This is a genomic window from Pseudomonas sp. Tn43, from assembly GCF_014192635.1.
GTDB lineage: Bacteria > Pseudomonadota > Gammaproteobacteria > Pseudomonadales > Pseudomonadaceae > Aquipseudomonas.
Map to the genome: position 1 here is coordinate 363,724 of NZ_JACHYG010000006.1, position 25,587 is coordinate 389,310.

General features: G+C 60.4%; 26 protein-coding genes. 11 read left to right on the plus strand and 15 right to left on the minus strand.

Translation table 11 applies throughout. The features are described 5' to 3' along the window. Positions 1 to 4 precede the first annotated feature (4 nt). From FHW68_RS18205 to FHW68_RS18230, 6 genes are all read left to right on the plus strand, one after another. Positions 5 to 1,318, plus strand: coding sequence for an O-antigen ligase (locus tag FHW68_RS18205; protein ID WP_183681998.1), 1,314 nt, complete (start codon positions 5 to 7; stop codon positions 1,316 to 1,318). 17 nt (positions 1,319 to 1,335) lie between these two features. Continuing rightward, the gene (locus tag FHW68_RS18210) at positions 1,336 to 2,289 is read left to right on the plus strand and encodes a glycosyltransferase family 2 protein (protein WP_095631118.1); all 954 of its coding nucleotides are present in this window, start codon (positions 1,336 to 1,338) and stop codon (positions 2,287 to 2,289) included. Between the two features lie 13 nt (positions 2,290 to 2,302). Further along, positions 2,303 to 3,721 (plus strand): oligosaccharide flippase family protein, encoded by a 1,419-nt coding sequence (locus tag FHW68_RS18215; RefSeq protein WP_095631119.1) that lies wholly within the window; start codon positions 2,303 to 2,305, stop codon positions 3,719 to 3,721. An 83-nt stretch (positions 3,722 to 3,804) separates the two neighbouring features. Further along, entirely contained in the window at positions 3,805 to 4,869 is a 1,065-nt protein-coding gene (gene galE / locus FHW68_RS18220) for a UDP-glucose 4-epimerase GalE (protein WP_183682001.1), read from the plus strand. After that, on the plus strand, positions 4,866 to 6,338 hold the full coding sequence (locus FHW68_RS18225) for a family 16 glycosylhydrolase (RefSeq protein WP_183682004.1): 1,473 nt from the start codon (positions 4,866 to 4,868) through the stop codon (positions 6,336 to 6,338). The genes galE and FHW68_RS18225 overlap by 4 nt, the downstream gene beginning before the upstream one ends. 95 nt (positions 6,339 to 6,433) lie before the next feature. Beyond that, positions 6,434 to 6,727, plus strand: a complete 294-nt coding sequence (locus FHW68_RS18230; RefSeq protein ID WP_095631122.1) for a hypothetical protein — start codon at positions 6,434 to 6,436, stop codon at positions 6,725 to 6,727. Between the two features lie 15 nt (positions 6,728 to 6,742). Here the strand turns inward: FHW68_RS18230 and FHW68_RS18235 are convergent, their stop codons facing one another. From FHW68_RS18235 to FHW68_RS18305, 15 genes are all read right to left on the minus strand, one after another. Continuing rightward, positions 6,743 to 6,997 carry a hypothetical protein gene (locus FHW68_RS18235; protein ID WP_183682007.1) on the minus strand — a complete coding sequence of 85 codons (255 nt, stop codon included), beginning with the start codon at positions 6,995 to 6,997 and terminating at the stop codon, positions 6,743 to 6,745. 1 nt (position 6,998) lies between these two features. Further along, entirely contained in the window at positions 6,999 to 7,640 is a 642-nt protein-coding gene (locus tag FHW68_RS18240; protein WP_183682010.1) for a cytochrome c oxidase subunit 3, read from the minus strand. After that, entirely contained in the window at positions 7,627 to 9,225 is a 1,599-nt protein-coding gene (locus FHW68_RS18245; RefSeq protein ID WP_183682013.1) for a cbb3-type cytochrome c oxidase subunit I, read from the minus strand. The genes FHW68_RS18240 and FHW68_RS18245 overlap by 14 nt, the downstream gene beginning before the upstream one ends. Continuing rightward, positions 9,222 to 10,166, minus strand: a complete 945-nt coding sequence (coxB, locus tag FHW68_RS18250; protein ID WP_183682016.1) for a cytochrome c oxidase subunit II — start codon at positions 10,164 to 10,166, stop codon at positions 9,222 to 9,224. The genes FHW68_RS18245 and coxB overlap by 4 nt, the downstream gene beginning before the upstream one ends. After that, the gene (locus tag FHW68_RS18255; protein WP_183682019.1) at positions 10,163 to 10,963 is read right to left on the minus strand and encodes an SCO family protein; all 801 of its coding nucleotides are present in this window, start codon (positions 10,961 to 10,963) and stop codon (positions 10,163 to 10,165) included. Before FHW68_RS18255 ends, coxB begins: the two co-directional genes overlap by 4 nt. After that, positions 10,953 to 11,339: a hypothetical protein gene (locus FHW68_RS18260; protein ID WP_183682022.1), complete on the minus strand. Its 387-nt coding sequence runs from the start codon at positions 11,337 to 11,339 to the stop codon at positions 10,953 to 10,955. Before FHW68_RS18260 ends, FHW68_RS18255 begins: the two co-directional genes overlap by 11 nt. Continuing rightward, positions 11,329 to 12,339: a hypothetical protein gene (locus tag FHW68_RS18265; protein ID WP_095631129.1), complete on the minus strand. Its 1,011-nt coding sequence runs from the start codon at positions 12,337 to 12,339 to the stop codon at positions 11,329 to 11,331. The genes FHW68_RS18260 and FHW68_RS18265 overlap by 11 nt, the downstream gene beginning before the upstream one ends. Continuing rightward, on the minus strand, positions 12,339 to 12,869 hold the full coding sequence (locus FHW68_RS18270) for a cytochrome c (RefSeq protein WP_183682025.1): 531 nt from the start codon (positions 12,867 to 12,869) through the stop codon (positions 12,339 to 12,341). Before FHW68_RS18270 ends, FHW68_RS18265 begins: the two co-directional genes overlap by 1 nt. Further along, positions 12,866 to 13,390 (minus strand): DUF3341 domain-containing protein, encoded by a 525-nt coding sequence (locus FHW68_RS18275; RefSeq protein ID WP_095631131.1) that lies wholly within the window; start codon positions 13,388 to 13,390, stop codon positions 12,866 to 12,868. Before FHW68_RS18275 ends, FHW68_RS18270 begins: the two co-directional genes overlap by 4 nt. Continuing rightward, positions 13,383 to 14,747 (minus strand): NrfD/PsrC family molybdoenzyme membrane anchor subunit, encoded by a 1,365-nt coding sequence (gene nrfD, locus FHW68_RS18280; protein ID WP_183682030.1) that lies wholly within the window; start codon positions 14,745 to 14,747, stop codon positions 13,383 to 13,385. Before nrfD ends, FHW68_RS18275 begins: the two co-directional genes overlap by 8 nt. Next, positions 14,737 to 17,631, minus strand: coding sequence for a TAT-variant-translocated molybdopterin oxidoreductase (locus tag FHW68_RS18285; protein ID WP_183682033.1), 2,895 nt, complete (start codon positions 17,629 to 17,631; stop codon positions 14,737 to 14,739). The genes nrfD and FHW68_RS18285 overlap by 11 nt, the downstream gene beginning before the upstream one ends. Further along, positions 17,628 to 18,284: a cytochrome c3 family protein gene (locus FHW68_RS18290; RefSeq protein WP_183682037.1), complete on the minus strand. Its 657-nt coding sequence runs from the start codon at positions 18,282 to 18,284 to the stop codon at positions 17,628 to 17,630. The genes FHW68_RS18285 and FHW68_RS18290 overlap by 4 nt, the downstream gene beginning before the upstream one ends. A 141-nt stretch (positions 18,285 to 18,425) precedes the next feature. Next, entirely contained in the window at positions 18,426 to 18,728 is a 303-nt protein-coding gene (locus tag FHW68_RS18295; protein ID WP_095631135.1) for a hypothetical protein, read from the minus strand. 253 nt (positions 18,729 to 18,981) lie between these two features. Beyond that, on the minus strand, positions 18,982 to 19,881 hold the full coding sequence (locus FHW68_RS18300; RefSeq protein WP_183682040.1) for a proline iminopeptidase-family hydrolase: 900 nt from the start codon (positions 19,879 to 19,881) through the stop codon (positions 18,982 to 18,984). Between the two features lie 92 nt (positions 19,882 to 19,973). Further along, positions 19,974 to 20,735, minus strand: a complete 762-nt coding sequence (locus tag FHW68_RS18305) for a LuxR family transcriptional regulator (protein ID WP_183682043.1) — start codon at positions 20,733 to 20,735, stop codon at positions 19,974 to 19,976. A gap of 180 nt (positions 20,736 to 20,915) precedes the next feature. Here FHW68_RS18305 and FHW68_RS18310 point away from each other — a divergent pair, with 180 nt between their 5' ends. Genes FHW68_RS18310 through FHW68_RS18330 form a run of 5 tightly spaced genes read left to right on the plus strand, consistent with a single transcriptional unit; the run spans position 20,916 to position 25,556 of the window. Then, positions 20,916 to 21,803: a proline iminopeptidase-family hydrolase gene (locus tag FHW68_RS18310; RefSeq protein WP_095631138.1), complete on the plus strand. Its 888-nt coding sequence runs from the start codon at positions 20,916 to 20,918 to the stop codon at positions 21,801 to 21,803. A 3-nt stretch (positions 21,804 to 21,806) separates the two neighbouring features. Next, positions 21,807 to 22,754, plus strand: a complete 948-nt coding sequence (locus FHW68_RS18315) for an ABC transporter permease (RefSeq protein ID WP_095631139.1) — start codon at positions 21,807 to 21,809, stop codon at positions 22,752 to 22,754. Continuing rightward, positions 22,751 to 23,605 carry an ABC transporter permease gene (locus FHW68_RS18320; RefSeq protein ID WP_183682046.1) on the plus strand — a complete coding sequence of 285 codons (855 nt, stop codon included), beginning with the start codon at positions 22,751 to 22,753 and terminating at the stop codon, positions 23,603 to 23,605. The genes FHW68_RS18315 and FHW68_RS18320 overlap by 4 nt, the downstream gene beginning before the upstream one ends. Then, positions 23,602 to 24,588 carry an ABC transporter ATP-binding protein gene (locus FHW68_RS18325; RefSeq protein WP_183682049.1) on the plus strand — a complete coding sequence of 329 codons (987 nt, stop codon included), beginning with the start codon at positions 23,602 to 23,604 and terminating at the stop codon, positions 24,586 to 24,588. Before FHW68_RS18320 ends, FHW68_RS18325 begins: the two co-directional genes overlap by 4 nt. After that, positions 24,585 to 25,556, plus strand: a complete 972-nt coding sequence (locus FHW68_RS18330) for an ABC transporter ATP-binding protein (RefSeq protein WP_183682051.1) — start codon at positions 24,585 to 24,587, stop codon at positions 25,554 to 25,556. Before FHW68_RS18325 ends, FHW68_RS18330 begins: the two co-directional genes overlap by 4 nt. Positions 25,557 to 25,587: the final 31 nt, after the last annotated feature.

The window sequence follows — 25,587 nt, forward strand, 5'->3', positions numbered from 1 at the left end:
CGTCATGAACAAACTGGAAGTCAGGTACACCACCCTGCGCGACGCTTTCACATTGTTCGGCGTGCTGTTCTATACCCAGGTCATCGGATTTTTTTTCGGGTTGGCCGTTACCTCGAATCTGGACGCCGCCCAAAAAGACCTCGAGGGCAATGTGGTCAACCAGATCTGCGGCCTGATCACCCTGCTGGTTCCGTTGTTCTTCTTCATCCGCAACAAGGTCTTCATCAGCAAAAGCTTTTACAGGAACAACGCCTTCCTACTGATATTCATGCTTAGCCTGGCCGTATCGATCAGTTGGTCCTACGACCCGATATTGAGTTTCAAACGGTTTGTGGCGCTGATCAGCGTGGTGTTCTTTGCAGGTTTCATTGCCTACAACTACAGCCTGGAGAAAATCGCTTTCATGCTCGGCTGCACCCTCGGCGCAATAACGTTGTTCGGTTTGATACTTGCGTTGGTAAGGCCCGACATCGTCTTCATTGATGGCGGCATTCGTGACGGTGCGTTCAAGGGGATTTTCCCGGAAAAAAATGCCGCGGCCCGGATCAACGCGATCGCCATTCTGTTACTGCTGCCGATGATCCGTCAGCGCAATCCCTGGGCCATCGTCTACTCGTTATTCTCACTGATCGCGATTGCGCTGGCCCAATCCGCCACGGCAATCGCACTGATTGTCGCCGGCACCGTGAGCTATTGGTACTTCCACACCCTGATCCGCTTGCACATCAACCGCTCACTGACAGCATTCCTCGTCACCACATTCATTTATTTGCTGATCTGCCTGTTTCTATACGGCAATTACACCCTGCTGCTGGAACTGATGGGGCGTGACGCCTCACTCACCGACCGCACGCTGATCTGGGAGTTACTCACACCGCTGATCGACGCCGAATTCCTCAAGGGTTACGGCTTCGGCGCTTTCTGGTCCAGCCCGGGCGCCGAGACATTCATCAACCGCTGGGGTTACATCGGCAATGCCCACAGCGGCTACATGGAGACCTTGCTCAACGGCGGTGTCATCCAGCTGACGGCGCTGATCCTGATGCTGATCGAGGCGTTGATCAAACACTACCGGGCCGTGGTAGCGGATCAGTCGGCGCGGTTTCATGCCAGCGCAATGGTCATCATTGCAGCGTTCATGCTCACCAACTATGTGGCGTACGTCGTTCCCAACTACCGCTCTGCAGAGTTTCTGGTGTTCTGCATCCTCGCCCTGTCCTTTCGGCATCACCACGCGACCTACCCTGAGTTGTCACGGCCAACCCTGGGTCAGCGTCCGCCTGGCAAGGCATTACCACGCGACTCAGCCAATGCGTAAGAAAAGGAGAAATAACCGTGCCAGACCAAGCCCCCCCTTCAGCCCAAACAGTATGCGTCGTGATTGCGATGTACAACGGCGCCGACAGCATCGAGCAAACACTGGCGTCCGTGGCCGGGCAAACCCGACTGCCCGATCACGTCATCGTCGTCGACGATGGGTCCACCGATGATGGGCCACAACGCGTCAAGGACTTTGCGGCGCCGTTTCGCCTGACGCTGTTGCATCAAGCCAACGAAGGCCAGGCCAGCGCCCGCAACCACGGACTGCAGCACACTGAAGAGACTTATGTGGCGTTTCTCGATGCCGATGACCGATGGTATCCGCAGAAGCTGGAGCGACAACTGGCACTGTTTGACGAACTGAGTCGTCAGGGACGGCCAGTGGCGCTGATCGATTGCTACGTGCACAACGACTACAGCGACGGTACGCGAATACTGGAAAACCGACAAAAAAACGGCAGGCATTTCGACGATTTCATCCGCGCTAACGTCCTCAATGGCGTGTCCTCCGCGATGGTCAGACGTGACGTGATCATGCAACTGGGCGGCTTCAATCCCAGCCTGCGTTACTCCGAAGACCGCTTCATGTGGACCCGGATCGCCGAACACTGGGAGGTTCACACGGTGCCAGAGGTGCTGCTGCAGCGCATGGTCAACAGCGGCAACATGACCGCGCAACCGACAAGGTACTACCCGTCCAAGATCAGGTTCATCGAAGCGTTCCTCGACCACTTTGGCCCGCGGTTGAGTAAGCAGCAACGGATCGATTTCGCGCTGGGCGCCCACTCCGACTTTCTCGAACTGTTTTCCCGCAGAGGCGAGCATGCCCAAGTGATCGATGTGTACCGGCGAATGCTGGAGTACTCCTGGCAAACGCTGATCTTCAGGAACGGCAAACCGACATTGCGCTTGCTTTATGCATGCCTGCAGTCATTGCGCAAGGCAGTTGCGTCAACCACCGCTCATTGAGCCGGTATCCGCCATGGCCAATCACCGTCTGGTTAAATTGATCTGGATTTTCACCGAGAAATTCGGCCTGATTTTCCTGTCGATGATTACCTTTGTCGCGTATGCCAGGCTGCTGTCGCCCACAGAGTTGGGAGTGGGCACGGTCATCATCGCCATCGTCGAGTTGATCGGCATGATGTATTCCTCGGTTCTGGAAGACCCGCTGGTACGACTCGAGCGGCTGGAAGACAAACACATCGCCACAGCCTTCTGGGCCTCGGTACTCGTCAGCCTGGCGTCCATCGTCGTCATCTCGGGCGCGGCGATGCTGTACACGCCTGACCCGATGCTGCAATGGATGACGGCGGTGGCCTCGGTAAAAATCCTGTTCACCATGATGGCGCGGGTCTATGTGGCGCAAATGCGCCGTAGCGGCAACTTCAAGATGCTGGCCTCGCGCACGCTGCTGGGCAAGGTGTGTGGTGGCGTGGGCGGCATCGCTGTCGCGCTCTGGGGATTGGGCGCCTGGGCGGTCATTGCCCAGGCGCTGATCATGGAGTTCGTATCCATTATCGTATTGATGCGCGCAGACCCGCGCCGCATTGCCTTTTACATTGACGGCCCGCTCTTGCGCGAACTGTTGAGGGCTGGCGCACCGGTTGCCGTCAACGCGCTGAGTTCACAAACGCTACAGCGCGGGGTCACCGTCATCCTGGGCATGACGGCCGGCACCAACGCGGTTGGCATGTTCAACATGGCGATGCGCATCATCGATCTGCCGCGCACGGCGATCTATCACGGCCTGATCAGCTATGCGCTGCCGGTGTTTGCCCGACGCAGCGCCGATCCATCGCGGTTGCGCACCATCATCAGCGATTCGACCGCCGTCAGCTGCTTCCTGCTGACGCCCCTGTTCATCGGCATCGCCCTCACGGCGCACGACCTGATCCTGTTGATCTTCGGCGCCAAATGGACCGAGGCCATTGTGCTGCTGCAAGTGCTTGCATGCACGGCAGCCATCGGTAATACCGCCATGTACGCCACGACCGCACTGGTCGCGGTCAATTGCAGCCACCTGACCATCAAGGCCGAAGTGGCAACCACCGTATTGGCACTGGCGCTGGTCTATGGCTTCGGCAGCCTCTATGGCGCCATGGCCGCCGCCCTCGCCCTGCTGGTCCGGATGGCAATCATCACGCCACTGCAAATCCGCGGGTTGAACAGTGCCATCGGCTATGGCTGGCGGCGATTTTTCGAAACCAACTATCGCAGCGTGATTGCTTCGTTCGTCATGGCAGCGGTCGTCCTGATGGTTTCTCCCCGCCTGGGTGTTCAGGGCTACTTGCACCTGATCAGCACCATCGTGGTTGGCGCGCTGAGTTATGCCGTGGCGTACAGCGTGATGCATCCGCGCTGGCCGCAAGAATTCAAATCGGTCTTCACCACCCGCTGAGAGGACGCACCCGACAACCTTTTCCCTTCCCGGACCCCATTCTCCTGACTCGTGCAATTTCCTTGTGACAGGAATGCCTCATCATGCACAAAACCACGTTGATTACCGGCGGGGCCGGCTACATCGGCTCCCATACCACGCTGACCCTGATTGACGCCGGTCGACAGGTGCTGGTCCTCGATAACCTGTGTAACAGCTGCCGCGAATCGCTCACGCGCCTGGAGTATCTGACGGGCAAACGAATCGATTTCATTGAAGGCGATATTCGCGACAGCCACCTGCTCGACGATATTTTCAGCCGCTACGACATCGATGCCGTGATGCATTTTGCCGGCCTCAAATCCGTCGAAGAAAGCGTTCACAAGCCGCTGGATTATTACGCCAACAATGTGGTCGGCACGCTCAACCTCTGCCATGCGATGGCCCGCTTTGAGGTCTTCAAACTGGTGTTCAGTTCGTCGGCCACCGTGTATGGCCCCCCCCGCCAGATACCGCTCATCGAAGATTTGGGCGCAGGCAAACCGATCAATCCCTACGGCCGCACCAAGCTGCTGATCGAAGAGTTGCTCACCGACCTGTGCCTGTCCAATCCGCAATGGAGCATTGCGGTGTTGCGTTACTTCAACCCGATTGGTGCTCACGCAAGCGGGCTGATCGGAGAAAACCCCAACGGCAGGCCCAACAACCTGCTGCCTTGCCTGACACGGGTCGCGATGAGGCAAGTGCCCGAACTCATGGTGTACGGCAGCGACTACCCCACTGTCGACGGAACGTGCGTGCGCGATTACGTCCATGTGGTCGACCTTGCCGATGGCCATCTCAAAGCGTTGCGGGCGTTGCAGAACACAAACGGCATCCACATCTGGAACCTGGGAACAGGCATTGGCTATAGCGTGCTGCAGATCATCCAAAGCTTCGAGAACATTACCGGCATCACCATCCCCTTCCGGTTCGCACCGCGCCGCGACGGCGATATCGCCGAATGCTGGGCCGACCCCACCAAGGCAGGGCGTGAACTAGGCTGGTACGCTCAGCGCGACCTGATGCAAATGATCATCGACACTTGGCGATGGCAATTGTGTAATCCGCATGGGTACCACTCCCCACCCGGATTGGCGGCATCGGCTGCGTTGAAGCAATGGATATGAGCAAGTTCATTGTTTTGGCGGCCCTGCTATCGCTCGTTTGCAACGCGTTGGGGGGCACTGCCCCGCCGCAGGGCAACGGCCTGGTGCTGTGGCTCGACGCCACCGACGCGTCGACAATGACCCTCGATGCCCAGAACCACCTCCTGCGGTGGCACGACAAGTCCGGCGAAGCCAATGACGCTACCGTAGACCATGGCGCAGACGCCGCACTGCCGCAGCGTGTGGAGAACGCCATGAATGGCCATCCGGTGGTGCGTTTGAGTGGTACTTCAGCCTTCCTTGGCAAGGCCATTCGTACGGCAAAAGGCCCTGTAACCTTATTGATCGTGTCACGCAGAGTAAACGAGCAAAGCGGCGGCGAGACCTGGCAGCGACTGTTCAGTTCGCGCCCGATAATCGGCGATAACGACAACGTGCCGCCGAACTTCGCGATCAGCGTGCAACAACGCACCGCCTACGATCCGACCCTTTTCGTCCTGGAACTCAACGACGTGCCCATCGGCCCATACGCGGTGGGGCGGAACGTGGTCGGCAGCGTCGAACATTTGCGCGGCGACATCGCAGAAATACTGATGTACGACCGCCATCTCGCCTCCCTGGAAGAACGGCAGCGTGTATTTAAGTACCTGGCGGACAAGTGGTCCGTCGCCCTCCCCAAGGCGGCCAATTCCTGGACCCGCGTCGGCCCGCTGGGAAAGGTACCGGAACAGACCAACAGCGGACTGCCGTTGTCCGATCAGGGCAATGCCGGCCAGTGGATGCTGGATACACGATTCTCCAACGATTTCGATGGCAAGCACCTTGACCCCAGTCGCTGGCACGTCAACAACGCCACGGGCACCGACTCGCTGGGCCGCAAACCGGCGCTGTTCATGCCGGACAACGCTTACCTGAGCGATGGCCATCTGAACATCGTTTTCCGCAAGCAAACCTTGCCGCAAAAGTACGTAAAACTCGGCTTTGAAGATTACAGCTCGGCGATGGTGCGAACGATCGAGCGCAGTTTTTACGGCTACTACGAAGCCCGCGCCAAACCGATGGACTCGGCCGGCTCCAGCGCCTTCTGGCTCGCGTTTACGGGGCTTGCCGACAATGCCACGGAAATCGATATTTTCGAAATCGGTGGCAAGACCAAAAATGGCACCTTCGACCGTCGCTACAACATGAATGCCCACGTATGGGCCACGCCGCACAGTACCGAACATTTGAGCGATGGCAGCAGTTGGGTCAGCCCATGGCGGCTGGCCAGTGACTTCCATGTCTATGGTTTTGACTGGCAGCCCGACACATTGCGCTGGTACGTCGACGGCGTACTGGTGCGCGAGGCAAAGAACACCCACTGGTTTTTCCCCATGTATATCCTCTTTGACAGCGAGGCCATGTGGCAGTGGTTCGGCGTTGTCGACGACGCCGATCTGCCCTCCACCTTCAGCGTGGACTACCTCAAGGTGTGGCGTCGCGGCAGATAGTCGTCGACCGGTTTTCTTGAAAGGCTTCCACCGCTTTTCACCGGTGCCAGGCATTACTCAACATCCAGGAACCCCCCATAAAAGAGGTCGCAACAATGAACGGTACGATGACTTCCGATCAAGCGATAGCCTGCCTGAATCTGGCGCTTGAACGTAACCAACAACTGTTCAGCGACGCCTATCACTTGAGCCACGCCGCCTTTGATCTTCTCGATCAGCCCAACATGGACGCCGAAAAGTTCACCCAGTATCAGAGGAAAAGACGGCAGGCCGATCTTAAATACCTGGAAGCTATCGAACACTTGCGATTGATCATGGCGGAATATCCTGTCCATCTCTTTTCAGTTGCGCATTCAGCCCATGCGCCGCAGGTTTCGGCGGGCAAATGATGGCGAAACCCGACCTCAGCGGGTCGCTGCTTCACCAAGGATGAACAGCATCATCATCAGCAGCCACAGCAGATACAGCCAACCAAACAGTCGCACCCAACCCTGATGGCGATAAAGGCCCAGGTAAAATATCAACAGCAGCAAAAATTGCCCGGCAGCGGCAAGCATAATCAAGCTGCTGTTACGCGGCCAGAACAGCGCGATCAGCACTTCTGCTGCCAGAAGCAGGAGCAAGCCGACGTAGACTTTCAACGCGTTCGCCGTGCTCATCTCAGCGCCCTGCCAGGTAGAGGGTCGGAAACAGCAGAATCCAGATCCCGTCCACCAGATGCCAGTACAGGGTGACCATTTCCAGACGTGTGCGTGTCCCACGCGTTAACAGGGTGTCTGGAGCCAGTCGCAGGTAAAGCCACAGTCCCAAACCGACCGCCACCAGTACATGCACGGCGTGCAGCGCCGTGGCGATGAAATACAGGTTCATGAACAAACGCGCGGATGGCAGAGGCAGCGGTGAGTCGACGGCGAATCCTGGCAGCAGTCCTTCGCGGTATTCAAGACCGTATTCGACGCCTTTGCACATCAGAAACAGTACTCCCGACAGCGTCGCCCCCAGCAAGCAACGACGCAGACGCCGCGCATACCGCGGCGTGCGAGCCGCCAGCGCCAGGGTCATCAGCAAACTGCTGGTCAACAACATGAAGGTGTTGGCCGCTGCCAGTTGCCAGTGCAAAACCGCCACCGCTTGCGCCACACCGTCGGGGTGCTGCAGCTGGTAAAACCATGCCACCAGAATCAGGCTGCCGAACATCATCGCTTCGGTGGCCAAGAACAGCCACATGCCCAGCCTCGCGGCCTCACGCTGCTGCGCCCAGGCCACGAAGGGCTCGGCTGGCGTCTCGTCAGACCGGATCACGGCGCGCCTCGGGAGAATAATCATAGGCTTCGAAATCCACCGTCACCGGCACCTCGAAGTTGTGCGGCGGCGGTGGTGACGGCACGCGCCACTCCAGGCCCGCCGCTTCCCAGGGATTCATTGGCGCCCGCTCGCCCCAGCGCAAGGAGCCCAGCAGATAAAAGAACGGCAACACGTAGGCCAGGGCCAGAATCGAGGCACCAGCCGATGACAGGACGTTGAGGAATTGAAAATCCGGGTCATAGCTGTGATAACGCCGGGGCATGCCCAGGTACCCGAGCAGGAATTGCGGAAAGAATGTCAGGTTGAAACCGCAAAAAACCAGCACCGCGGTGATCTTGCCCCACAGCTGCGAATACAGGCGTCCGGTGATTTTCGGCCACCAGAAATGCAACGCACCAAAGTAGCCGGCCACCGCCGCGCCAACCATGATGAAATGGAAGTGCGCGACCACAAAATACGTGTCATGGGCATGCAGGTCGGCGGCGAGCAATGCCAGGAACAACCCGGTCACTCCACCGATAATGAACAGCCCGATAAAAGTCAGAGCGAACAGAAAAGGCGCATGCAGGGTCAAGTCACTTTTGTACAGGGTCGCGCTCCAGTTGTAGGCCTTGATTGCCGACGGAATCGACACCAGGAAACTCAGCAACGAAAACACCAGGCTGGCATACATCGATTGACCGGCGGCAAACATGTGATGACCCCAGACCAGGAAACCGATGATCGCAATCGCCACGCTGGACCCGGCGACAAAACGATAACCGAAGATGCGCTTGTGCCCCGCCGCCGTGATCAGTTCGCTGACCACCCCCATCGCGGGCAGGATCATGATGTACACCGCCGGATGGCTGTAGAACCAGAACAGGTGCTGGAACAGCAACGGATCACCGCCCAGGCGCGGGTCGAATACGCCAATGCTGAACAGGTGCTCGGCGACCAACAGCAACAAGGTGATCGCCAGTACCGGCGTCGCCAATACCAGAATGATCGAGGTGGCGTAGATCGCCCAGATGAACAGCGGCAGACGCATCCAGGTCATGCCCGGCGCGCGCAACGTGTGCACGGTGACGATGATGTTGATGCCGGTGAAAATCGAGGAAAACCCGGCGATGAACACACCGCAGATCACTGCCACCACATGGCCGTTGCTGAACATCGTCGACAGCGGCGTGTAGAAGGTCCAACCGGTGTCGACCCCGCCGAGCAACAGCGCCAGTAATGTGAACAAACCACCGCCGAGCAGCAGGTACCAGCTGAACAGATTCAGGCGTGGAAACGCCATGTCCCGGGCGCCGATCATGATCGGCACGAGGAAGTTGCCGAACACGCTGGGGATCGACGGTATCAGGAAGAACCAGACCATGATCACCCCGTGCAGGGTAAACGCACGGTTGTAGCCGTCGGCGGTCAGCAGATCGCCTTGCGGGGTGACCAGTTCGAGGCGGATCAGGGTCGCGGCCAACCCGCCGGCGAAAAAGAAGAAGGTCACCGTGACCATGTATAGCACCGCGATGCGCTTGTGATCGCGGGTCAGAAACCACGAAAGCAGACCTTGTTGATGCAGATAGCCGGGAGCGCTCATTTCGGCTCCCCGGAAGCCGTGGCAGGCAACGAACGCAGGTAAGCCACCAGGCGCTGCACGGCCTCTTCGTCCAACAGGTTGCTGTAGGTGGGCATGACCGGCAGGTAACCGGTCACCAGGTGTTTTTGTGGCAACACAATGCTGTCGCGCAGGTAGACGTCGTCCGCCACGACCTGGCTGCCGTCAGTCAGGCGCACCGTTCGATTGAATACGCCGGCCAAGGACGGCGCGTTGCCGGAATCGTGGCAACGGCCGCAGCCGTATTGGCGGTACAAGGTCTCGCCCTGACTGATCAGGTCGGCGGCATTGCCGTTGTCCCTCAGCCATTGCTGATAGTCACCCGGCTCAAGCACCACGAGCCGGGCGAGCATCGCCGCATGGTCGGTGCCGCAGTATTCGGCGCAATACACCTGATAGGTGCCGCTGTGTTCGGCCTGGAACCAGAGCATGCTGTAACGCTGCGGTAACACGTCTTGCTTGATCCGCAAGCTGGGAAAAAACAGGCTGTGGATCACGTCTTCGGAAATCATCGTCAGCTTCACCGGGCGCCTTGCCGGGACATGCAAGGTGTTGATCTCACGCTGCCCGCCCTGATGCTGAAACTTCCACATCCATTGCCGCGCCGTAACCTGGATTTCCAGGGCATCGGCGGGAGGCGTGCGGGCGAAAAAGAACAGCCGTGCCGAGAACAGAAAAATCACCAGCGAGCCAATGAACGGCAAGATGATCCAGGCCAGTTCGATCGGCAGATTGCTCTGCGCCCGATGGTCCCGATTCGCCTCGCGCCCGCGTCGATAGCGCCAGATAAACACCCAAAGCGCGACAAACACGGGCACTACAAACAACGCCATCATTGCGGTGAAGCCGATCACCAGCCAATCGACCGAGGCGGCGTAGTCCGAGCCCTGCACGGGCCACAAGCGCAGGAAGGGTTCGTTCATGGCTGTCCCCGCCGATCGCGGCGCAACGCCAGAACAATGAACAGGCCCAATACCGATACGGTCACCAGTCCCGCCACTTGCAGCAACACCATGATCCGACTGCTGTAGGTGCCGCTCTGCGGGTCGTAGTGGTAACACAGCAGCAGAAGCTGCTCCTTGAATGCGCCCAGCTTGCCCTGCCCCGCTTCGGTCAATGCCAGACGCACATCGCTGGCCTGATAACCGAGACCGTAGAGCCAGCGCGACAGGCGTCCATCACCAGTCAACACCGCCACCGCCGAGCTATGCGCGTATTGTTGCTGTTGCTCATCGAAGCGATAACTGAAACCCAGTGAATGGGCCAGGGCCTGCCCCGCATCGGCGTCGCCGGTCAACAGATGCAAGGCCGGCTCAGCCGCCAGCGACGGCCAACGCTGACTCAGTCTGGCCAGCTCTTCGCGGGCGGCATGGCTGTCTTCCCGCGGATCGAAACTGAACGCGATCACCTGAAAATCCCGGCCCAAGCGGTAAGGCTGAATAGCCAATTGGCTGAACAGGGTCGAGAGCGCCGCGCCACAGACGTTCGGGCAGCGGTAGTACAAAGGCACCAGCAGTGTTGGCCGCCCGCCAAGCAAATCGCCGAAGCGTACCGAGCGACCGTGCTGGTCGGTAAATTGCCCGTCCAGCGCCAAACGCTGGCCGACCTGGGCCGTGTCGATAGCGGCGGCGGAAAACGGGTCGAACGTTTGCGCGGCGCTGTGTTGAACGGCGATCAGCCACAGCAACGCCAGCGTCAGCGAGACCCGTTCACGGTTCATGCGAGGTGTCCTCGGGTGTTGGCCAACTCTGCTCCAGCAGCACTTGCCGCGCGTGTTCCAGCGGCAGGTGCACAATGCGCCGCTCGCGGTCGACCCAGCCGAAGCTGTCGAGGTGAATACGCTCGGCGGCAAGCTGGCGTTCGCCTTCCTGCCGAGGCTGGGATTGCAAGCGCGGGGCCGGTGGCAGCAGCCGCTCACGCTCCAGAGCGCTCAAGGGTGGCTGCCGCGATTCTGCGCGCTGCTGATAGCTGATCAGCCACCAGGCCACGCCGGTGAGGCACAACAGCACCGCCGCCAGAAACAGCGCCACCAGGCTGCAGACGGTGTCACTGTCGACCGTGTCGGGTTCGTAGCCGAGCGGTTTTTCAGACTTCATGACGCCTCCGTTGCCATTGCCAACGCCACCATGCCCACAGACCGAGACCGTAAATCCCTTGGCAGAGCACGGCCATCAGGCCGGCTCCGATTTCGACGTCGGGGAATATCGACGGCAAGCTCATCCAGATCGACTCGACACTGCCCAGCAGCAGAATCGCCGAGCAACCCCAAATCAGAACCTTTGACCGAGCGCCCCAAGGCGAGGCCAACGCCAGCAGGCACATCACCTGCCCTGCCATCAGCAACCCGCTGAGCGCACCCCAGACGCCTGCTTGGCGTACGCGGTACCACTGGGTTTCGTCTTGAAGATTCACCGACCAGATAATCAGGTACTGCATGAAATGCACGTAGGCCCAGAACGCCAAGGCACTGATCAGCAAGCCGCGCAGCACCTGACGCTGTGGGGCCGGTAGCGGCACAAGGTTCCAGCACAGCACGCAGAGGCCGGCAAACGCGAGGCCATCAAGCAATTGCCGGGCAATCAGCAATACACCGAACAGGCTGGACACAAACTCCGACTGCAACGACATCAACCAATCCACCGCCGCCAGGCTGACCACCAGCCCATACAGGATCAGCCCCGGGCCACTGCGCTCGGCATCCGGACGCTGCGACCAGCCCAGCAGGGCCAGCGCAAGCCCGGCGTAAAGCAGCGTGCGCAGCACAAAAAACCACGGCGACAGCCACAGCCCGCGAAACCCCGGTGTGTCGAGGTGGAACCACGGATACAGCCAGTTCATGGCGAGCAGTACCGGCACCAGCATCGGCACAATCAGCAGCACCGCGCCGCTCCCCAGTCGGCTGCCCGGCGCCAGCAGCATTTGCCAGCGGCCACTGATCAAGGGCGTCAGCAGCGCCAGCAGCAGGCAACCCCACACAATGTTGCTGCCGTTGACCGCGGCCGCCAACACCCCGGCGCCTACCCAGGCCGGCCGCCAAACCCCAAGCAGCAATACGCCGACGGCGCCGATGGCGAATGTTCCCGCTAACCGCCTCATCAGTTGCTCTCCTCGAACGCCTGACGCAGCTCGGCTGGCAAGCGCTCCAGAGGCGCGTGCTGGCTCAACTGCAGCAAGCGCACATGAGCAACGATGGCCCAGCGTTCCGCCGGCGGGATGCGTGATTCATAGCCGTACATCAGGCCTTTGCCCTGGGCGATGACCTGCATCAGTTGAGCATCGGAGGCGTTGAGCAATCGCGGTGTGGTCAACGCCGGTGGTGCCGGAAAACCACGGACGACCACCAGACCATGGCCTCGCCCGCTCAGGCCATGGCACGGGGTGCAGAACGTTTGATAACTCGCTTCGCCACGGGCAAGCAACGCAGCGGTCAATGGCGGGCGCTGCTGCACAATCGCTTCACGCTCCAGTTGCCCTCGGGCGACGGTACCGACGGGAGGTTGTCGGCTACTCAGGCCGTTTTCGAACAAGGCGTCGGGGCGTTGTTGGGCAATTTTCGCCTGACGCGACATGTCATCGCAGCCGCTGCCCAGCACAGCGATGATCAGCGCCCACGGCCAGGCTTTCATGGCTGGACCTCGCGCACGCTGATCGCCCGCTCAGCCAGCCAGGCTCGGGTAGCCTGCGCGTCGAACAATGGATCGCCGGCTTCGATAAACAGGAAAAACCCATCGTCACTGGCCCGTTCGAAACCCTCAGCGGCAAACAACGGGTGATGCAAACGTGGCAGGCGGCTGCTGATCAGCAGCGTAAATACCGCAGCCATCGCCGCCCCGACCACGGCGAACAGAAAGGTCACTGCCATCAGCAACGGCAGGGCAATCAACGGCCGGCCGCCGACATTCAGCGGATAGCTCCACACCGAGCCGATCTGCATAAGCAGTGCCAGGCCGATGCCGAGCAATCCGCCGATGCAGGCCATGCCCGATACCCTGGAAGCCTTGGGTTGCAACAACGGTTGCAGCGCCTCAAGCGGAAACGGCGCGAACGCATCGAGCTGTCGGTAGCCGATGGCCCAGGCGTGCAGGCTGGCTTCTACCAGCGGTTGCGGCGCATCGAATTCAGCCAGTAACCCCACGGATTCAGTCATCGCCGCGCTCCTGATGCAGCGCCTGCTTGACCTCGAACGCCGAGACCATGGGCACGTAGCGCAGAAACAGGCTGTAGGGCAAAAGAAACACACCGAAACTGCCAATGAACAGCGTCCAGTCCCAAAGCGTCGGGGTGTAGCTGCCCCAGGTCGAGGCCAGAAAATCGCGGGTCTGGGGCGGGATCACCAGCATGAAACGCTCGGCCCACATGCCCACCAGTACCGCCAGCGCCACCGCAGCCAAAACACCCGGACGCTGACGCACCGAACGCCACCACAACGCCTGGAGTACGGCGACGTTGCAGATCATGGCCAACCAGAAACTCCAGGCATGAGGGCCGCTCAGGCGTGTCAGCAGCACTTCGATCTCATGGGAATCGCCACTGTAAAACGGCATGAACAGATCCATCAGGTAGCCATAGGCGGTGAGCCAACCGGTGGCCAGCAGCAGGCAACCGAGCGTGTCCAGATGACGCAAGGTGATCAGCGCTTCGATGTGCAACAACCAGCGCACGCCAATGGCGAGCAACGTCACCAAGGCAAATCCTGAAAACACTGCGCCAGCCACGAAGTACGGCGGAAACAGCGTCGAATGCCAACCACTTTGCGGGCCCATGGTCAGCAGAAACGAATAGCCGCTGGACACGGCAAACACCAACGGGATCGCGAGCATCGCCAGCACCCGACTGGTACGTCGCCACAACGCCCAATGCTGCTGCGAACCGCGCCAGCCCAGCGCCATCAGGCCATACAGCGTTTGCCTCAACGAACCTTGGGCACGATCCCGCGCCGTGGCGAAATCAGGAATGGCCCCCACCAGCAGAAACAGCAGCGACACCGTCAGGTACGAAAGGATCGCAAACATGTCCCAGGCCGTCGGGCTCTTGAACTGTGGCCACAGGCCCATTTGATTGGGGTACGGCAGGATCCAGTAAAATAGCCAGGGCCGGCCCAGGTGCAGGATCGGGTACAGCGCGGCGCAGATAACCGCCATCAGTGTCATCAATTCGGCCAAGCGATTGAGGGTGTGCCGCCACGGCCGCTCGATCAGCAACAGCACAGCCGAAATAAAGGTGCCGGCATGGCCGATGCCCAGCCACCAGATGTAGTTGAGAATACCCAAGCCCCAATGCACCGGCTGATTGTTGCCCCAGATGCCCACGCCGTTGGCCAGCAGTACCGCGGCCGAAGCCAGGTACATCAGCAACAGCGTGATGGCAATTGCGAACAACCAAAGCCACGCCACCCGCCGGGGAAACTGCTGCAAGGGGCCGAACACCTGCCGTGACACTTGCTGATCGCTGAGGTCCCGTGGCAAAAAATGCTCGGTATCGTGCAGCAGCGGTTCAGGCCTCATCGCCACCCCCCTCCTCGATCCGCGCCAGGTAAGTGGTGCGCGGGCGTGTGCCGAGGGCTTCGAGCAAGCGGTAATGACGCGGATCCTTGCGGGCATGGCTGACCGCGCTGGTGGCGTCGGCGATGTCACCAAAACGGATCGCCTGGCTCGGACAGGTTTGCTGGCACGCGGTGACGACTTTTGTGGTGTCGAAGTCGGTGCCCTGCTGTTTGTCTTCAATGCGTGCGGCGCTGATGCGCTGAATGCAATAAGTGCATTTTTCCATCACGCCCCGGGCGCGCACGGTGACGTCAGGGTTGCGCTGGGCCTGAATCGACGGAGCGCTGTCGGCGCTCCAGTCCAGCCAATTGAAGCGCCGTACTTTGTACGGACAATACGAGGCGCAGGTGCGCGTGCCGATGCAGCGGTTGTAGACCATCTGATTCAAGCCGTCGCGGCTGTGCACCGTGGCATTCACCGGGCAACCGGTTTCGCACGGCGCCTGTTCGCAGTGCATGCACGGCAAGGGCTGGAAGCGTGAGCGTGGCGCATCCAGTGATCCCTGGTAGTAATGGTCGATGCGCAGCCAGTGCATGTTGCGCCCTTTGGCCACCTGCTCGGCACCGACCACGGCGATGTTGTTTTCCGCCTGACACGCGGTGACGCAAGCATTGCAGCCGGTGCACAAGTCGAGGTCGATGACCATGCCCCACTGCGGGCCGCTGTCAACGACCGGGCTGTAGAGCGAGGCCGGAATCTGCTGCGCCGGCAACTGCGGCGCCTGGCGCTGCACCACGCGAATCGGCGGCGCTTCATCGCTGGGTAACTGATGATGGGTCTGGGTCATGGCCAGGGTATGGCGCTCGCCACTGGAACGTACCGAAGCACTCACCGACCAGGACTGGATCGGCCGTACCGCATAACCCAACCCGTTACCGACTCGCCCGGCATGGCTGCGCCCGTAACCGGTGTACAGGGCAATCACCTGATCGGCCTGGCCCGGCTCGATCCACGCCGCGCCGCGCAATAATTGCCCCGGCAGCGCCACTTCGACGCCCTCGCCATTGCGCACGCCCACCTGTTCCGCCAACCGTGGCGACAGCCCGACCACGTTGCTCCAGGTCAGGGTGCTGATGGGTTTGGGCAACTCCTGCAACCAGCCCAGATTGGCGAATCGCCCATCCCATACGCAAGGGTCCGGACGCACCACGGCTTCCAGGCCATCGATATCGATCAGGTTCAGCACCCATGTCGCCGCTTCAGGGACATCCACCGCGGGTGCTGAGGTTTCAATCCAGCCATCGGCCAAGGCCTGGCGCCACTGATTTCGCGGAACGTGGGACCAGGTGAGTCGCACCAGATCCAGAGCGTCGCTGTCGGCGGAAGTCAGCAGCAGTTCGATGATTTGATGCAAGGTCCGGGTCGAGTACAGCGGCTCGATCAGCGGCTGCACAATGCACGCGCTACCGTCCGCTGCCCGGGTGTCGCTCCAGCCATCAAGCGCATGGTTGAGCGGCAAATGCCAATGGCAATGTGCGGCGCTCTCGTCGTAGTAAAGCCCGGCATGCAGGCGCAACGGTACTTTTTGCAGCAACCCTTCAAGCCCCAGATCCGGCGCCGAGGTCAGCAGCGGGTTGCAATCGAGCAGCCACAATTGGCTGACGTTGCCACCGGCCAATTGCTGACTCAGTTGCTCCAGCGATGCCCAGAACCGTCCGCGTTCATAACCGAGCAACGTCGGCGTCTGCCAATCCAGCGTCTGACCGTGCGCACCCAGCCGTTGGTTGAGCCGCATCACCTGCGCCTGCACATCACCTGCCGCTTGCTTGCTCACGCAAATCAGGCCACGGCCGGGATGAGCCTTGAGCGCCGAGGCGGCTTCATCGACCCAGTCGAGCTGTCGCGCATTCAGGCGCGGCTGATCGGCCACGTTGTCGCCCAAGGCGCGGCTCAGCGCCAGCACCAGATCAGGCTGTCGCGAGGGGGCAATCGGCAACCGTCGCGTGGCGGCAGCCCCGGTCAGCGTCGGAATGCTTTCGGCGACAAACGATAACGCCGCACCGTGCCCTTGCGCCGCTTGCCGTCGACGTTCCGCCCAGCCGCGTTGCAACAGCGTCTGGCGCGGACCGCTGCCCAGCGGATCGTCTTCCAGGCAAACCAGCACCTCGGTGCGTTCCAGGTAACGCCGGGCATCCAGCGGCTGGCCGAATACCCGTTCGCTGACGTGCAATGCCTGGGTCTCGGCGAATGGTTCGGCGTGATACAGCTGCGCTTCGGGCCAACGCCGACGCAGCGCTTCGAGTTGCCGACCAAGAGTCGGCGAACTGCTGGCTGCACAGACGATATGCAAGCCTTTGCCTCGCGTGGTGTCCAGCGTCAACCGTTGTCGAGCCAGCGCACCACGCACTTCGTCCCAACTGGTTTCCCGGCCCTTGAAGCGCGGCGTCTGGGAGCGGTCCGGGTCGTACAGTTGCAGGATTGCGGCCTGGGTAAAGGCATCACACGCGCCACCGGATACGGGGTGCTGCGGATTGCCTTCAAGTTTGATCGGGCGCCCGGCGAGGGTCTTGCCCAGCACGGGTTGGGCGATGCCACAAAACGGGATGGCCGTGGCATACCAGCTCGCGATGCCGGGAGTCAGTTGAGGGGCTTGTCTGATCGCCGGCACGGCGTGCTCAGGGGTTTTGCCACACGCGGCCAAGCCTGCCATGGCCAGGGACGCCGCCATCAGTTGCAGAAAATGTCGACGGTTCAACAAGGGCGCGGCACCGGGAAATTCGGCCTCGATCAGCGCCTGCGCCTCAGGCGTCGCCGCCAGCGCTTCGAGGCCGCGCCAGTACGCGGCGCCTTTGAGCCCGGCGAGCTGCTCGCGCCATGCGGCGAAGTCCGGCGAGGAAGCGCTCATCGGTGACAAATCCCGCAATCGCTCAGGCCTCGGGGGTCGATTCGTCGCTGCCTGATCAATGGTTCACCCGGCGCCCGACGATCCTGATCGGTGTGCCATTGCCCCTGGGTCACTTGCCCTGCAGGGCGCAAGTACGGTGCCGGATCACGGTGACAGGCCAGACACTGGCCCATGCTCAGGGGTTCGGCCTTGAACATCAGCTGCATGCGGTCCACCGCGCCGTGGCATTCGCTGCAACCCACGCCCGCCTTCACGTGCACGCCATGATGGAAGTACACGTAGTCCGGCAATTTGACCACTCGCTGCCAATGCAACGGCTGTGATTGGCGCAGGCTTTTGCGCAAGGGTTCGAGCAGGTCGGCGTTTTTCCAGATTTGCGAGTGGCACGTCATGCAGGTTTCGGTGGTCGGCAGACTGGCCATCGCGGAAGATTCCACGGAACTGTGGCAGTAGCGGCAATCAATCTTCAGCTCACCGACATGGTGGGCGTGACTGAACGGCAGCGGCTGTTCGACCACCCAGTTACGGCCGGTTCGGTAATCGGAACGGTCCAGGGCCACTGCCACAAGCAAACCTCCCGTGACGCCGACGAACAGCACCAACAGCCCCAGGCGCAGCCAGGTATCGGCCGAGCGGCTGAAGATCTGCGCCATCGCCGGATTCCAGAGTTCACGTTCTTAAGGCTATGGCTGCGTTTGCGCTCAGGAGTTCTTTATTTCCGATGCACGTCATCACGACTGCATGGATCCATGTTGGAGCGAGGCTGTGGCAGCTCTCCATCACCCCGGCGCAAATCAACCGACCTTGTCGTTATCCTGTTCTGGCGTTTCGATGCCCGGCTCCGCTTCGCTGGTTTGTGCCCGGGTTTTGGTTGTCGATGGCGTCTGCTCATCAGGCGCGTCGCGGGGGTAACCGGGCATGCCTCGGGCGTCACTCGGGCCTTGGCGATGGTCTTCAGCATTCCTTTCCTTGTCCCAGTCGGTGGTGGCATTCGGGTCTTCATCGCGGCCAGCGGTACCGAGCACGCAACCGTCGTCATTGGGGTTGCTCAAATCCTGGGTGGGCTCATCCTGGGTGGTGGAAGGATCAGGTTTCATCTCAGTCTCCAATACCAGGTAATGGAACTTCTTTGGAGACCTTGTCCATGCCAAGAGTGCAGCGCAGTTGACGAATGGTGCGTGCGGTCGGAGCGATGATTTGGGTGCAAAAGGTTTTTTGCGGGCGAAAAAAATGGACCTCTTTTCAGAGGTCCATTTGTTCCCTCATGCCACGATGAGATCGCAGCAAGCCGATGATCGTTGAGTGGTTTTGCCGCACAAGCAGGCCCGTGGACCTCACGGGCCGTTCCGCCTACAAGCACTCATCCAGGAACCTCACCACCGTTCCCATGCAGCCGACCCGCTCCTCGACATGGGGCATATGGCTGGAGTTCTCGAACAACGCCCAGCGAGCGTTCGGGATCTGCTCCAGATAGGGTTTGACCACCTTCGGTGTGGCTTCATCGTAGCGACCGGAAATCACCAGCGTCGGCACGTTGATGTTCTGCAAGCGGTCGACGATGGTCCAGTCTTTCAGGCTGCCGATCACATGAAACTCCGTCGGCCCGCTCATGGCATGGTAAACGGTGGGGTCGGCATCGACCTGGGCAAACGTACGTGCGACTTCGTCGGGCCAGGGCAGTAAACGACACACATGGTTGTCGTAAAAAACCCTTGAGGCTTCTTGATAGGCGGGCGCTTGAAAATCCCCTGCCTGTTCGTGTTCAAGCAATGTTTCATGCACACCGCCCGGCAGCAGTTTGCGTAAGCGGTTGGCTTCCTCGACCCAGACGCGCATGTCCGAAGGAGCATTGGCGAGGATCAAGGCCCGTAGCCCTGCCGGTTGCAATACGGCGTGTTCGCTGGCGAGCATGCCGCCCCAGGATTGCCCCAGCAGCGCGTAATTGTCGCTGATCTGAAGATGATCCAGCAGATTGTCCAGCTCCTCGAGAAACAGCGCCACGTTCCAGAACGAAGCGTCTTTTTCCGGCAGGTGGGTCGAGCGACCATTACCCAGTTGATCGTAATGAATCACCGGATAGCCGCTCCCGGCAATGTCCTTGAACGCATCAACGTAATCATGTGTGCAGCCCGGGCCGCCATGCAAAATCACCAGCGGCGTTTTTTTGCCGTCAAAGTGACCTGTGACGCGGTACCAGGTCTGATAAGGACCAAAAGGTGCAAAGCCTTCGCGTGTTCCAATAGATTCCATTTCTTCGTGCCGCCCCTGAAAAACCGTAGGCACACGATATCTGGATCAGACCTTCAAAATAACTAGAGAAACAGATAGGTTTTTGCCCCGTTTCAGCTATCGAGCAATCGATAGTGGGTGGCCCGAACCACGGCCTGGACTCGATTCTTGGCCCCGAGTTTATGCATGGCGGACGTCAGATGAAGGCTGATGGTGGCCAATGAACGATTCAGTTGATTGGCAATCTCGGCGGCGGTCAGCCCCTGGGCCGCCCATTTAAGACACTCGCGTTCACGTTTGGTCAGATGAATGGGAGGCGTGTGAGCCTCCTTGCCAAGCAACGGATAGGCCGCTTCCTGTAACGCATGGGAAATCAGGCTGAAGTCGGCCAGGGTCCGCCGGGCATCGTGTAACACACTGGCGCTGCTGCCGGTACGCAACCCCGTCAACGAAGCAAAACCGCCTCTGGGTAGATGAATCGGAACCGAGACACCACACGTCATTTGCGTGTCTTCCAGATAGCTCACCACGGGCGCATGGCACTGACTTATCACCGGCTCCAGCAGGGTGTCAGTCCCGGGTTTGTAGGACCAGACAAAGGGTGAAACACGATCGAGTGCCACCTGCTGGACAGGGTCGATCTGGTAGTAACCCTCCGTACACCAACGCGTATGCCAATCGGATGGCGTGTTGCGCAGTTTGAGTACCGAGGGCGTGATTAACTTGCCTTCATGGTCCAGCGGCACCGGGCTGTAGTCGTACACCAAAGCATCGAAGCCCAGCTCCTGGGCCAACAGCAAGGCGTTGTCCATCTGCTCATCCAGGCTCTTGCCCGATAAAAGACGGGGATTGACGTCAGATAGCTTGCTCTGCATCCATTGCGCTCCGTAATTAATTTCAATCCTGAAATTCAGCACGTAGAATGCCACGCCTCGGCGAGGGACTGCCAGACCAAACCTATAACAAATACTAGCTTTTGGGCACATGACTTACTCAGTAAGGTAGGCCATTTAGTTTGCATCCGAACCGGTCAGCATCATAAAGGGAGAGTTGCGATGTGGCGTGAAATCGAGCCGGACCAGCACTTTAATGTCGAAGTCGATGGCCACAATCTCGTGGTTTACAGCTTCGGCGAGGGCGATGAAGTCCTGTTGTGCCTCAATGGCGGCCCGGGGCTTCCTTGCGATTATCTGCGTGACGCCCATGGCTGGCTCAAGGACAAGGGGTTGCGCGTGGTCGCCTTCGACCAACTCGGCACCGGCGCGTCTGACAGACCTCAAGACCCATCACTGTGGGATATTTCCCGTTATGTCGCTGAGGTGGAAACCGTTCGGCAGGCCCTCGACCTGGGCCGGGTGCACTTGCTGGGGCACTCCTGGGGCGGCTGGTTGGCGATCGAATATGCCATTTACCACCCTCATGCAATTAAAACCCTGATTCTGGAAAATACCGTAGGCGATATCCCGCACCTGTCTCAGGAACTGGAACGTCTGCGGGGTGCACTCGGCAGCGAAACCGTGGCCATGATGCAGCGCCATGAAGCCATGGGCACCCTCGATCACCCTCAATACCAAGCGGCAATCACCCTGCTCAACTATCGCCACGTCTGCCGCCTGGACGAATGGCCGGCGCCGGTTACACGCTCTCTGGGCGACTGGAACATGGGCCCCTACACAACCATGCAGGGGCCCAATGAGTTTCTCTACGTCGGCAACCTGAAAGACTGGAACCGTCTTCAGGAAATGGCCGACTTCACCATGCCGGTATTGATTACCACCGGCCAGCACGACGAACTGACGCCCGCCTGTGCCATGCGCATGAAAATGGCGCTCAAGGACGCGGCACTGCATGTATTCCCCAACAGCAGCCACATGCCCTTCTACGAAGAACCTCATGCCTACTTTCCGGTGTTACTGGATTTCCTCCAGCGGCACCGAGGTTAGTCGATGAATCTGTCGCGTTACCGTTTCATCCTGTCACGCCCCCTGCAGCTGCTGCCGGTGCTGTTCGGCATCAGTCTCATCACGTTTGTGCTGGTGCGCTCGATTCCCGGCGACCCGGCGCGCGCCCTGCTCGGCTCGCGCAGTACGCCAGAGGGGCTGCTCAGGGTGCGTGCTCAGTTCGGCCTCGATCAGCCGCTGTGGATGCAGTACTTCTACTTCCTGAAAAACCTGTTCAACGGCGACCTTGGCCAGTCATTGCTGTACAAGGTCGACGCCTTGAAGCTGATCAGCACGCGCATCGAGCCCACGTTGTTTCTGGTGCTGGGCAGCGTGTTGCTGGCCATGTTGATCGCGGTGCCGCTGGCCACCGTTGCGGCCCGGCACAAGGGTGGTTGGGGCGACAACCTGATCCGCCTGTTCACCACCGCCGGCCTCGGCATGCCGGCGTTTTGGCTGGGGATCATGTTGATCCTGCTGTTCAGCGTACAGCTGGGCTGGTTCCCGGTTTCCGGCTACGGCCGTTCCTGGCTGGACAAACTGCACCACATGGTCTTGCCCTGCCTGACCATTGCCCTGGCGTTATCGGCGGTTTTGATACGTAACCTGAGGGCAAGCATGCTGATGGAGTTGCAAGCCGACCACGTCACGGCAGCCCGGGCTCGCGGCCTGTCTGAAGACGCGGTGTTTCGTCGCCATGTGCTGCCCAACTCCCTGGTACCCGCCGTCAACCTGCTGGCGGTGAACATCGGCTGGCTGATCAGCGGCACGGTGGTCATCGAAAGTCTGTTCGCCATTCCCGGGATCGGCCAGTTGTTGGTCCGAGGCATCTTCACCCGTGACTACATGGTGGTCCAGGGCGTGGCGATGGTGCTGGCCTGCGCCACTGTGGCGGTCAACTTTCTCGCCGACGTGGTGACAGTCGCCATCGATCCACGGGTGAAAATCCGATGAACAGCCAGGCAACGACGGTTCCTCGACCGAATCTGCGCCTGGGTTTGCGCAATCCTCGACTGGCAATGGGATTGGGCCTGGCAATCCTGCTGGGCTGGCTGGTGCTGGCGATCTTCGCGCCCTGGATCGCACCCTTCGATCCGATCGTCCAGAACACTGATATACGCTTGCTGGCGCCCCATCTGGCCCACCCGTTCGGCACTGACAATTTTGGCCGCGACGTTTTGTCCCGAGTGATCTGGTCGGCCCGCGTCGACTTGCAGCTGGCGGTGATCGGGGTGATTTTCCCGTTTCTGATCGGCACCTGTGTCGGGGCGTTGTCCGGCTACATCGGCGGGCGTTTCGACACGTTCTGCATGCGCCTGATCGATATCATCCTGGCCTTCCCGTTCCTGGTGTTGATGCTGGCCATCATGGCGATCCTCGGTCCCGGCCTGATGAGTTTCTATATCGCCATGGCATTGGTGGGCTGGGTGTCCTACGCACGCTTGATCCGCTCGCAGATCCTGATCCTCAAGGAAAGCGATTTTGCCCTGGCCGCCAAAAGCCTTGGCTTCGGCCATGGACGCATTCTGTTTCGGCACCTGCTGCCAAACGCGATGTTCGGCTCGATCGTGTTTTCCATGTCCGATGCGGTGCTGGTATTGCTCAGCGGCGCGGCGGTCAGTTACCTCGGTCTTGGTGTTCAACCACCGACCGCCGAGTGGGGCACGATGGTCGCCGAAGGTCAGAGTTTCATCACCTCCGCCTGGTGGGTCTGCACCTTCCCGGGATTGGCGATCGTCACCCTGGCCATGGGCTTCAGCCTGCTGGCCGATGCGGTTGCCGAACACTTGGGTGAACGTTCGTGAGTGCGCCTGTGCTGAAGGTCGAAGAGCTCAGCGTTATCGCCCGCAAGGGTGAGCACGAGGTGACGCTGGTGGACCGCTTGTCCTTCGATCTGGCCGAGGGTGAAGTGCTTGGACTGGTGGGCGAAAGCGGCTCCGGTAAAACCATGGCCTGTCGCGGTTTAATGAGGCTGCTGCCATCGCCAAACCTGCGTGTCGAAGGCACCGCCGTGCAACTGGCCGGAGAAAATCTACTGCGCCTGGACGAGGCCGGCATGCGCCGCATGCGTGGGCGCCAATTGGGGATGATTTTCCAGAACCCCAGCAGCCATCTCGACCCGTTGATGCGCATCGGCGAGCAGATTGGCGAAGGTATTCGTCTGCACCAGGGCGCCAGCAAGCGTGAAGCCCGCGCCCAGGCCATCGACGTCCTTCGGCAAGTGGGCATTCCCGATCCGCAGCGGCGGGTTGACAGTTACCCTCACGAATTCTCCGGCGGCATGCGCCAGCGAGCGATGATTGCCGTGGCGCTGGGTTGCAATCCGCACGTACTGATCGCCGACGAACCGACCACCGCCCTCGACGTCACAGTGCAAGCGCAGATCCTGCGCCTATTGCTCGATCTGCGCGACCAGCGTGGCCTGTCGATCATCATGATCACCCATGATCTGGGGGTCGTTGCGCAGACCTGCGACTCGATTGCGGTGATGTACGCCGGACGCTTGTGCGAGCACGGCAACAAGCACGAGGTACTGGCTCATCCACGCCACCCTTACACCGCGGGGTTGATCGACTGTCAACCGGCCACCAGCCACGGTCACGGATTGCTCAAAACCATCGCCGGGCAACCGCCCTTGCTCGACGCCCTGCCCCAGGGTTGTCGCTTCAATCCGCGCTGCCAGCAAATCGGCAACAAGTGCACAACACTGATGCCGGGGTTGCAGCCGGTCAGCCATGGACACCGCATCGCTTGTCATTACCCCTTGGCCGCCGGAGACCGCTCATGACCCTGCTCAAGGTCAAGGATCTGCATGTGCGCTTCGCCGCGCCGGGCACCGGTTTTCTGGGCATGAACCGGCAATGGCTGACCGCGGTCAACGGCGTTTCGCTGAGCCTCTCGGCGGGTGAAACCCTCGGGCTGGTCGGCGAGTCGGGCAGCGGAAAAAGCAGCCTGGGGCGGGCGATCCTGCACCTCAACGAGATTCACGCCGGGCAGGTACTGTTCGACGGCATCGACATGGCCCATGCCGGGAAAGTCGACATCGAGCGGCTGCGTCATGAGACAGCGATGGTTTTTCAAGACCCTTATGCCGCGCTCAATCCACGCTTGAGCATCGGCCAGACCCTGGCAGAAGTGCTTCGGGTACAACGCAAGGTGCCGGAGTCGCTGATTGCCGCCCGTGTCGATGAACTGCTGACGCTGGTTGGTCTGCGCCCTGAATTGGCCGCCCGCAAACCGCACGCCTTGAGCGGCGGCCAATGCCAGCGTGTCGGAATCGCCCGTGCACTGGCCGTGGAGCCACGCCTGATCGTCGCCGATGAATGCGTCGCCGCGCTGGACGTGTCCATCCAGGGGCAGATCATCAACCTGCTGCTGGAGCTGCGCCAACGCATGAACCTGGCGATTGTGTTCATCGCCCATGATCTGGCGATCGTTCGCCGGCTCTGTGATCGGGTGGCGGTGATGTACCTGGGCAAGATCGTCGAGGAAGGCCCCGTGGAGGACGTATTTCGCTCCCCGCGACATCCCTATACCGCCGCGCTGATCCAGTCGATTCCAGAAATCGATCCAGCCCGCACGCTACCCACCGACCCATTGCCCGGTGAACCGCCCAGCCCTTTGCAGTTGCCATCCGGCTGCGCCTTCCACCCGCGCTGTCGCTACGTTCGTGCCACTTGTCGCCAGGTGGCGCCCCCTACCCGTCAACTCGATGCTCGCCGTTACGACTGCGTGCTCGAGGAGCCTTTGTTTTAAAAAACCACGTACTCATCAAGAAGGAGTTTGA

What these genes read in the sequence shown, in the direction of transcription:
- FHW68_RS18260 (WP_183682022.1), bottom strand. Translation starts at nt 11,339, where the DNA reads ATGAAGTCTGAAAAACCGCTCGGCTACGAACCCGACACGGTCGACAGT.
- coxB (WP_183682016.1), bottom strand. Translation starts at nt 10,166, where the DNA reads ATGAACGAACCCTTCCTGCGCTTGTGGCCCGTGCAGGGCTCGGACTAC.
- FHW68_RS18295 (WP_095631135.1), bottom strand. Translation starts at nt 18,728, where the DNA reads ATGAAACCTGATCCTTCCACCACCCAGGATGAGCCCACCCAGGATTTG.
- nrfD (WP_183682030.1), bottom strand. Translation starts at nt 14,747, where the DNA reads ATGAGGCCTGAACCGCTGCTGCACGATACCGAGCATTTTTTGCCACGG.
- FHW68_RS18255 (WP_183682019.1), bottom strand. Translation starts at nt 10,963, where the DNA reads ATGAACCGTGAACGGGTCTCGCTGACGCTGGCGTTGCTGTGGCTGATC.
- FHW68_RS18300 (WP_183682040.1), bottom strand. Translation starts at nt 19,881, where the DNA reads ATGGAATCTATTGGAACACGCGAAGGCTTTGCACCTTTTGGTCCTTAT.
- galE (WP_183682001.1), top strand. Translation starts at nt 3,805, where the DNA reads ATGCACAAAACCACGTTGATTACCGGCGGGGCCGGCTACATCGGCTCC.
- FHW68_RS18285 (WP_183682033.1), bottom strand. Translation starts at nt 17,631, where the DNA reads ATGAGCGCTTCCTCGCCGGACTTCGCCGCATGGCGCGAGCAGCTCGCC.
- FHW68_RS18230 (WP_095631122.1), top strand. Translation starts at nt 6,434, where the DNA reads ATGAACGGTACGATGACTTCCGATCAAGCGATAGCCTGCCTGAATCTG.
- FHW68_RS18270 (WP_183682025.1), bottom strand. Translation starts at nt 12,869, where the DNA reads ATGAAAGCCTGGCCGTGGGCGCTGATCATCGCTGTGCTGGGCAGCGGC.
- FHW68_RS18265 (WP_095631129.1), bottom strand. Translation starts at nt 12,339, where the DNA reads ATGAGGCGGTTAGCGGGAACATTCGCCATCGGCGCCGTCGGCGTATTG.
- FHW68_RS18235 (WP_183682007.1), bottom strand. Translation starts at nt 6,997, where the DNA reads ATGAGCACGGCGAACGCGTTGAAAGTCTACGTCGGCTTGCTCCTGCTT.
- FHW68_RS18305 (WP_183682043.1), bottom strand. Translation starts at nt 20,735, where the DNA reads ATGCAGAGCAAGCTATCTGACGTCAATCCCCGTCTTTTATCGGGCAAG.
- FHW68_RS18320 (WP_183682046.1), top strand. Translation starts at nt 22,751, where the DNA reads ATGAACAGCCAGGCAACGACGGTTCCTCGACCGAATCTGCGCCTGGGT.
- FHW68_RS18315 (WP_095631139.1), top strand. Translation starts at nt 21,807, where the DNA reads ATGAATCTGTCGCGTTACCGTTTCATCCTGTCACGCCCCCTGCAGCTG.
- FHW68_RS18245 (WP_183682013.1), bottom strand. Translation starts at nt 9,225, where the DNA reads ATGAGCGCTCCCGGCTATCTGCATCAACAAGGTCTGCTTTCGTGGTTT.
- FHW68_RS18215 (WP_095631119.1), top strand. Translation starts at nt 2,303, where the DNA reads ATGGCCAATCACCGTCTGGTTAAATTGATCTGGATTTTCACCGAGAAA.
- FHW68_RS18290 (WP_183682037.1), bottom strand. Translation starts at nt 18,284, where the DNA reads ATGGCGCAGATCTTCAGCCGCTCGGCCGATACCTGGCTGCGCCTGGGG.
- FHW68_RS18225 (WP_183682004.1), top strand. Translation starts at nt 4,866, where the DNA reads ATGAGCAAGTTCATTGTTTTGGCGGCCCTGCTATCGCTCGTTTGCAAC.
- FHW68_RS18330 (WP_183682051.1), top strand. Translation starts at nt 24,585, where the DNA reads ATGACCCTGCTCAAGGTCAAGGATCTGCATGTGCGCTTCGCCGCGCCG.
- FHW68_RS18310 (WP_095631138.1), top strand. Translation starts at nt 20,916, where the DNA reads ATGTGGCGTGAAATCGAGCCGGACCAGCACTTTAATGTCGAAGTCGAT.
- FHW68_RS18205 (WP_183681998.1), top strand. Translation starts at nt 5, where the DNA reads ATGAACAAACTGGAAGTCAGGTACACCACCCTGCGCGACGCTTTCACA.
- FHW68_RS18275 (WP_095631131.1), bottom strand. Translation starts at nt 13,390, where the DNA reads ATGACTGAATCCGTGGGGTTACTGGCTGAATTCGATGCGCCGCAACCG.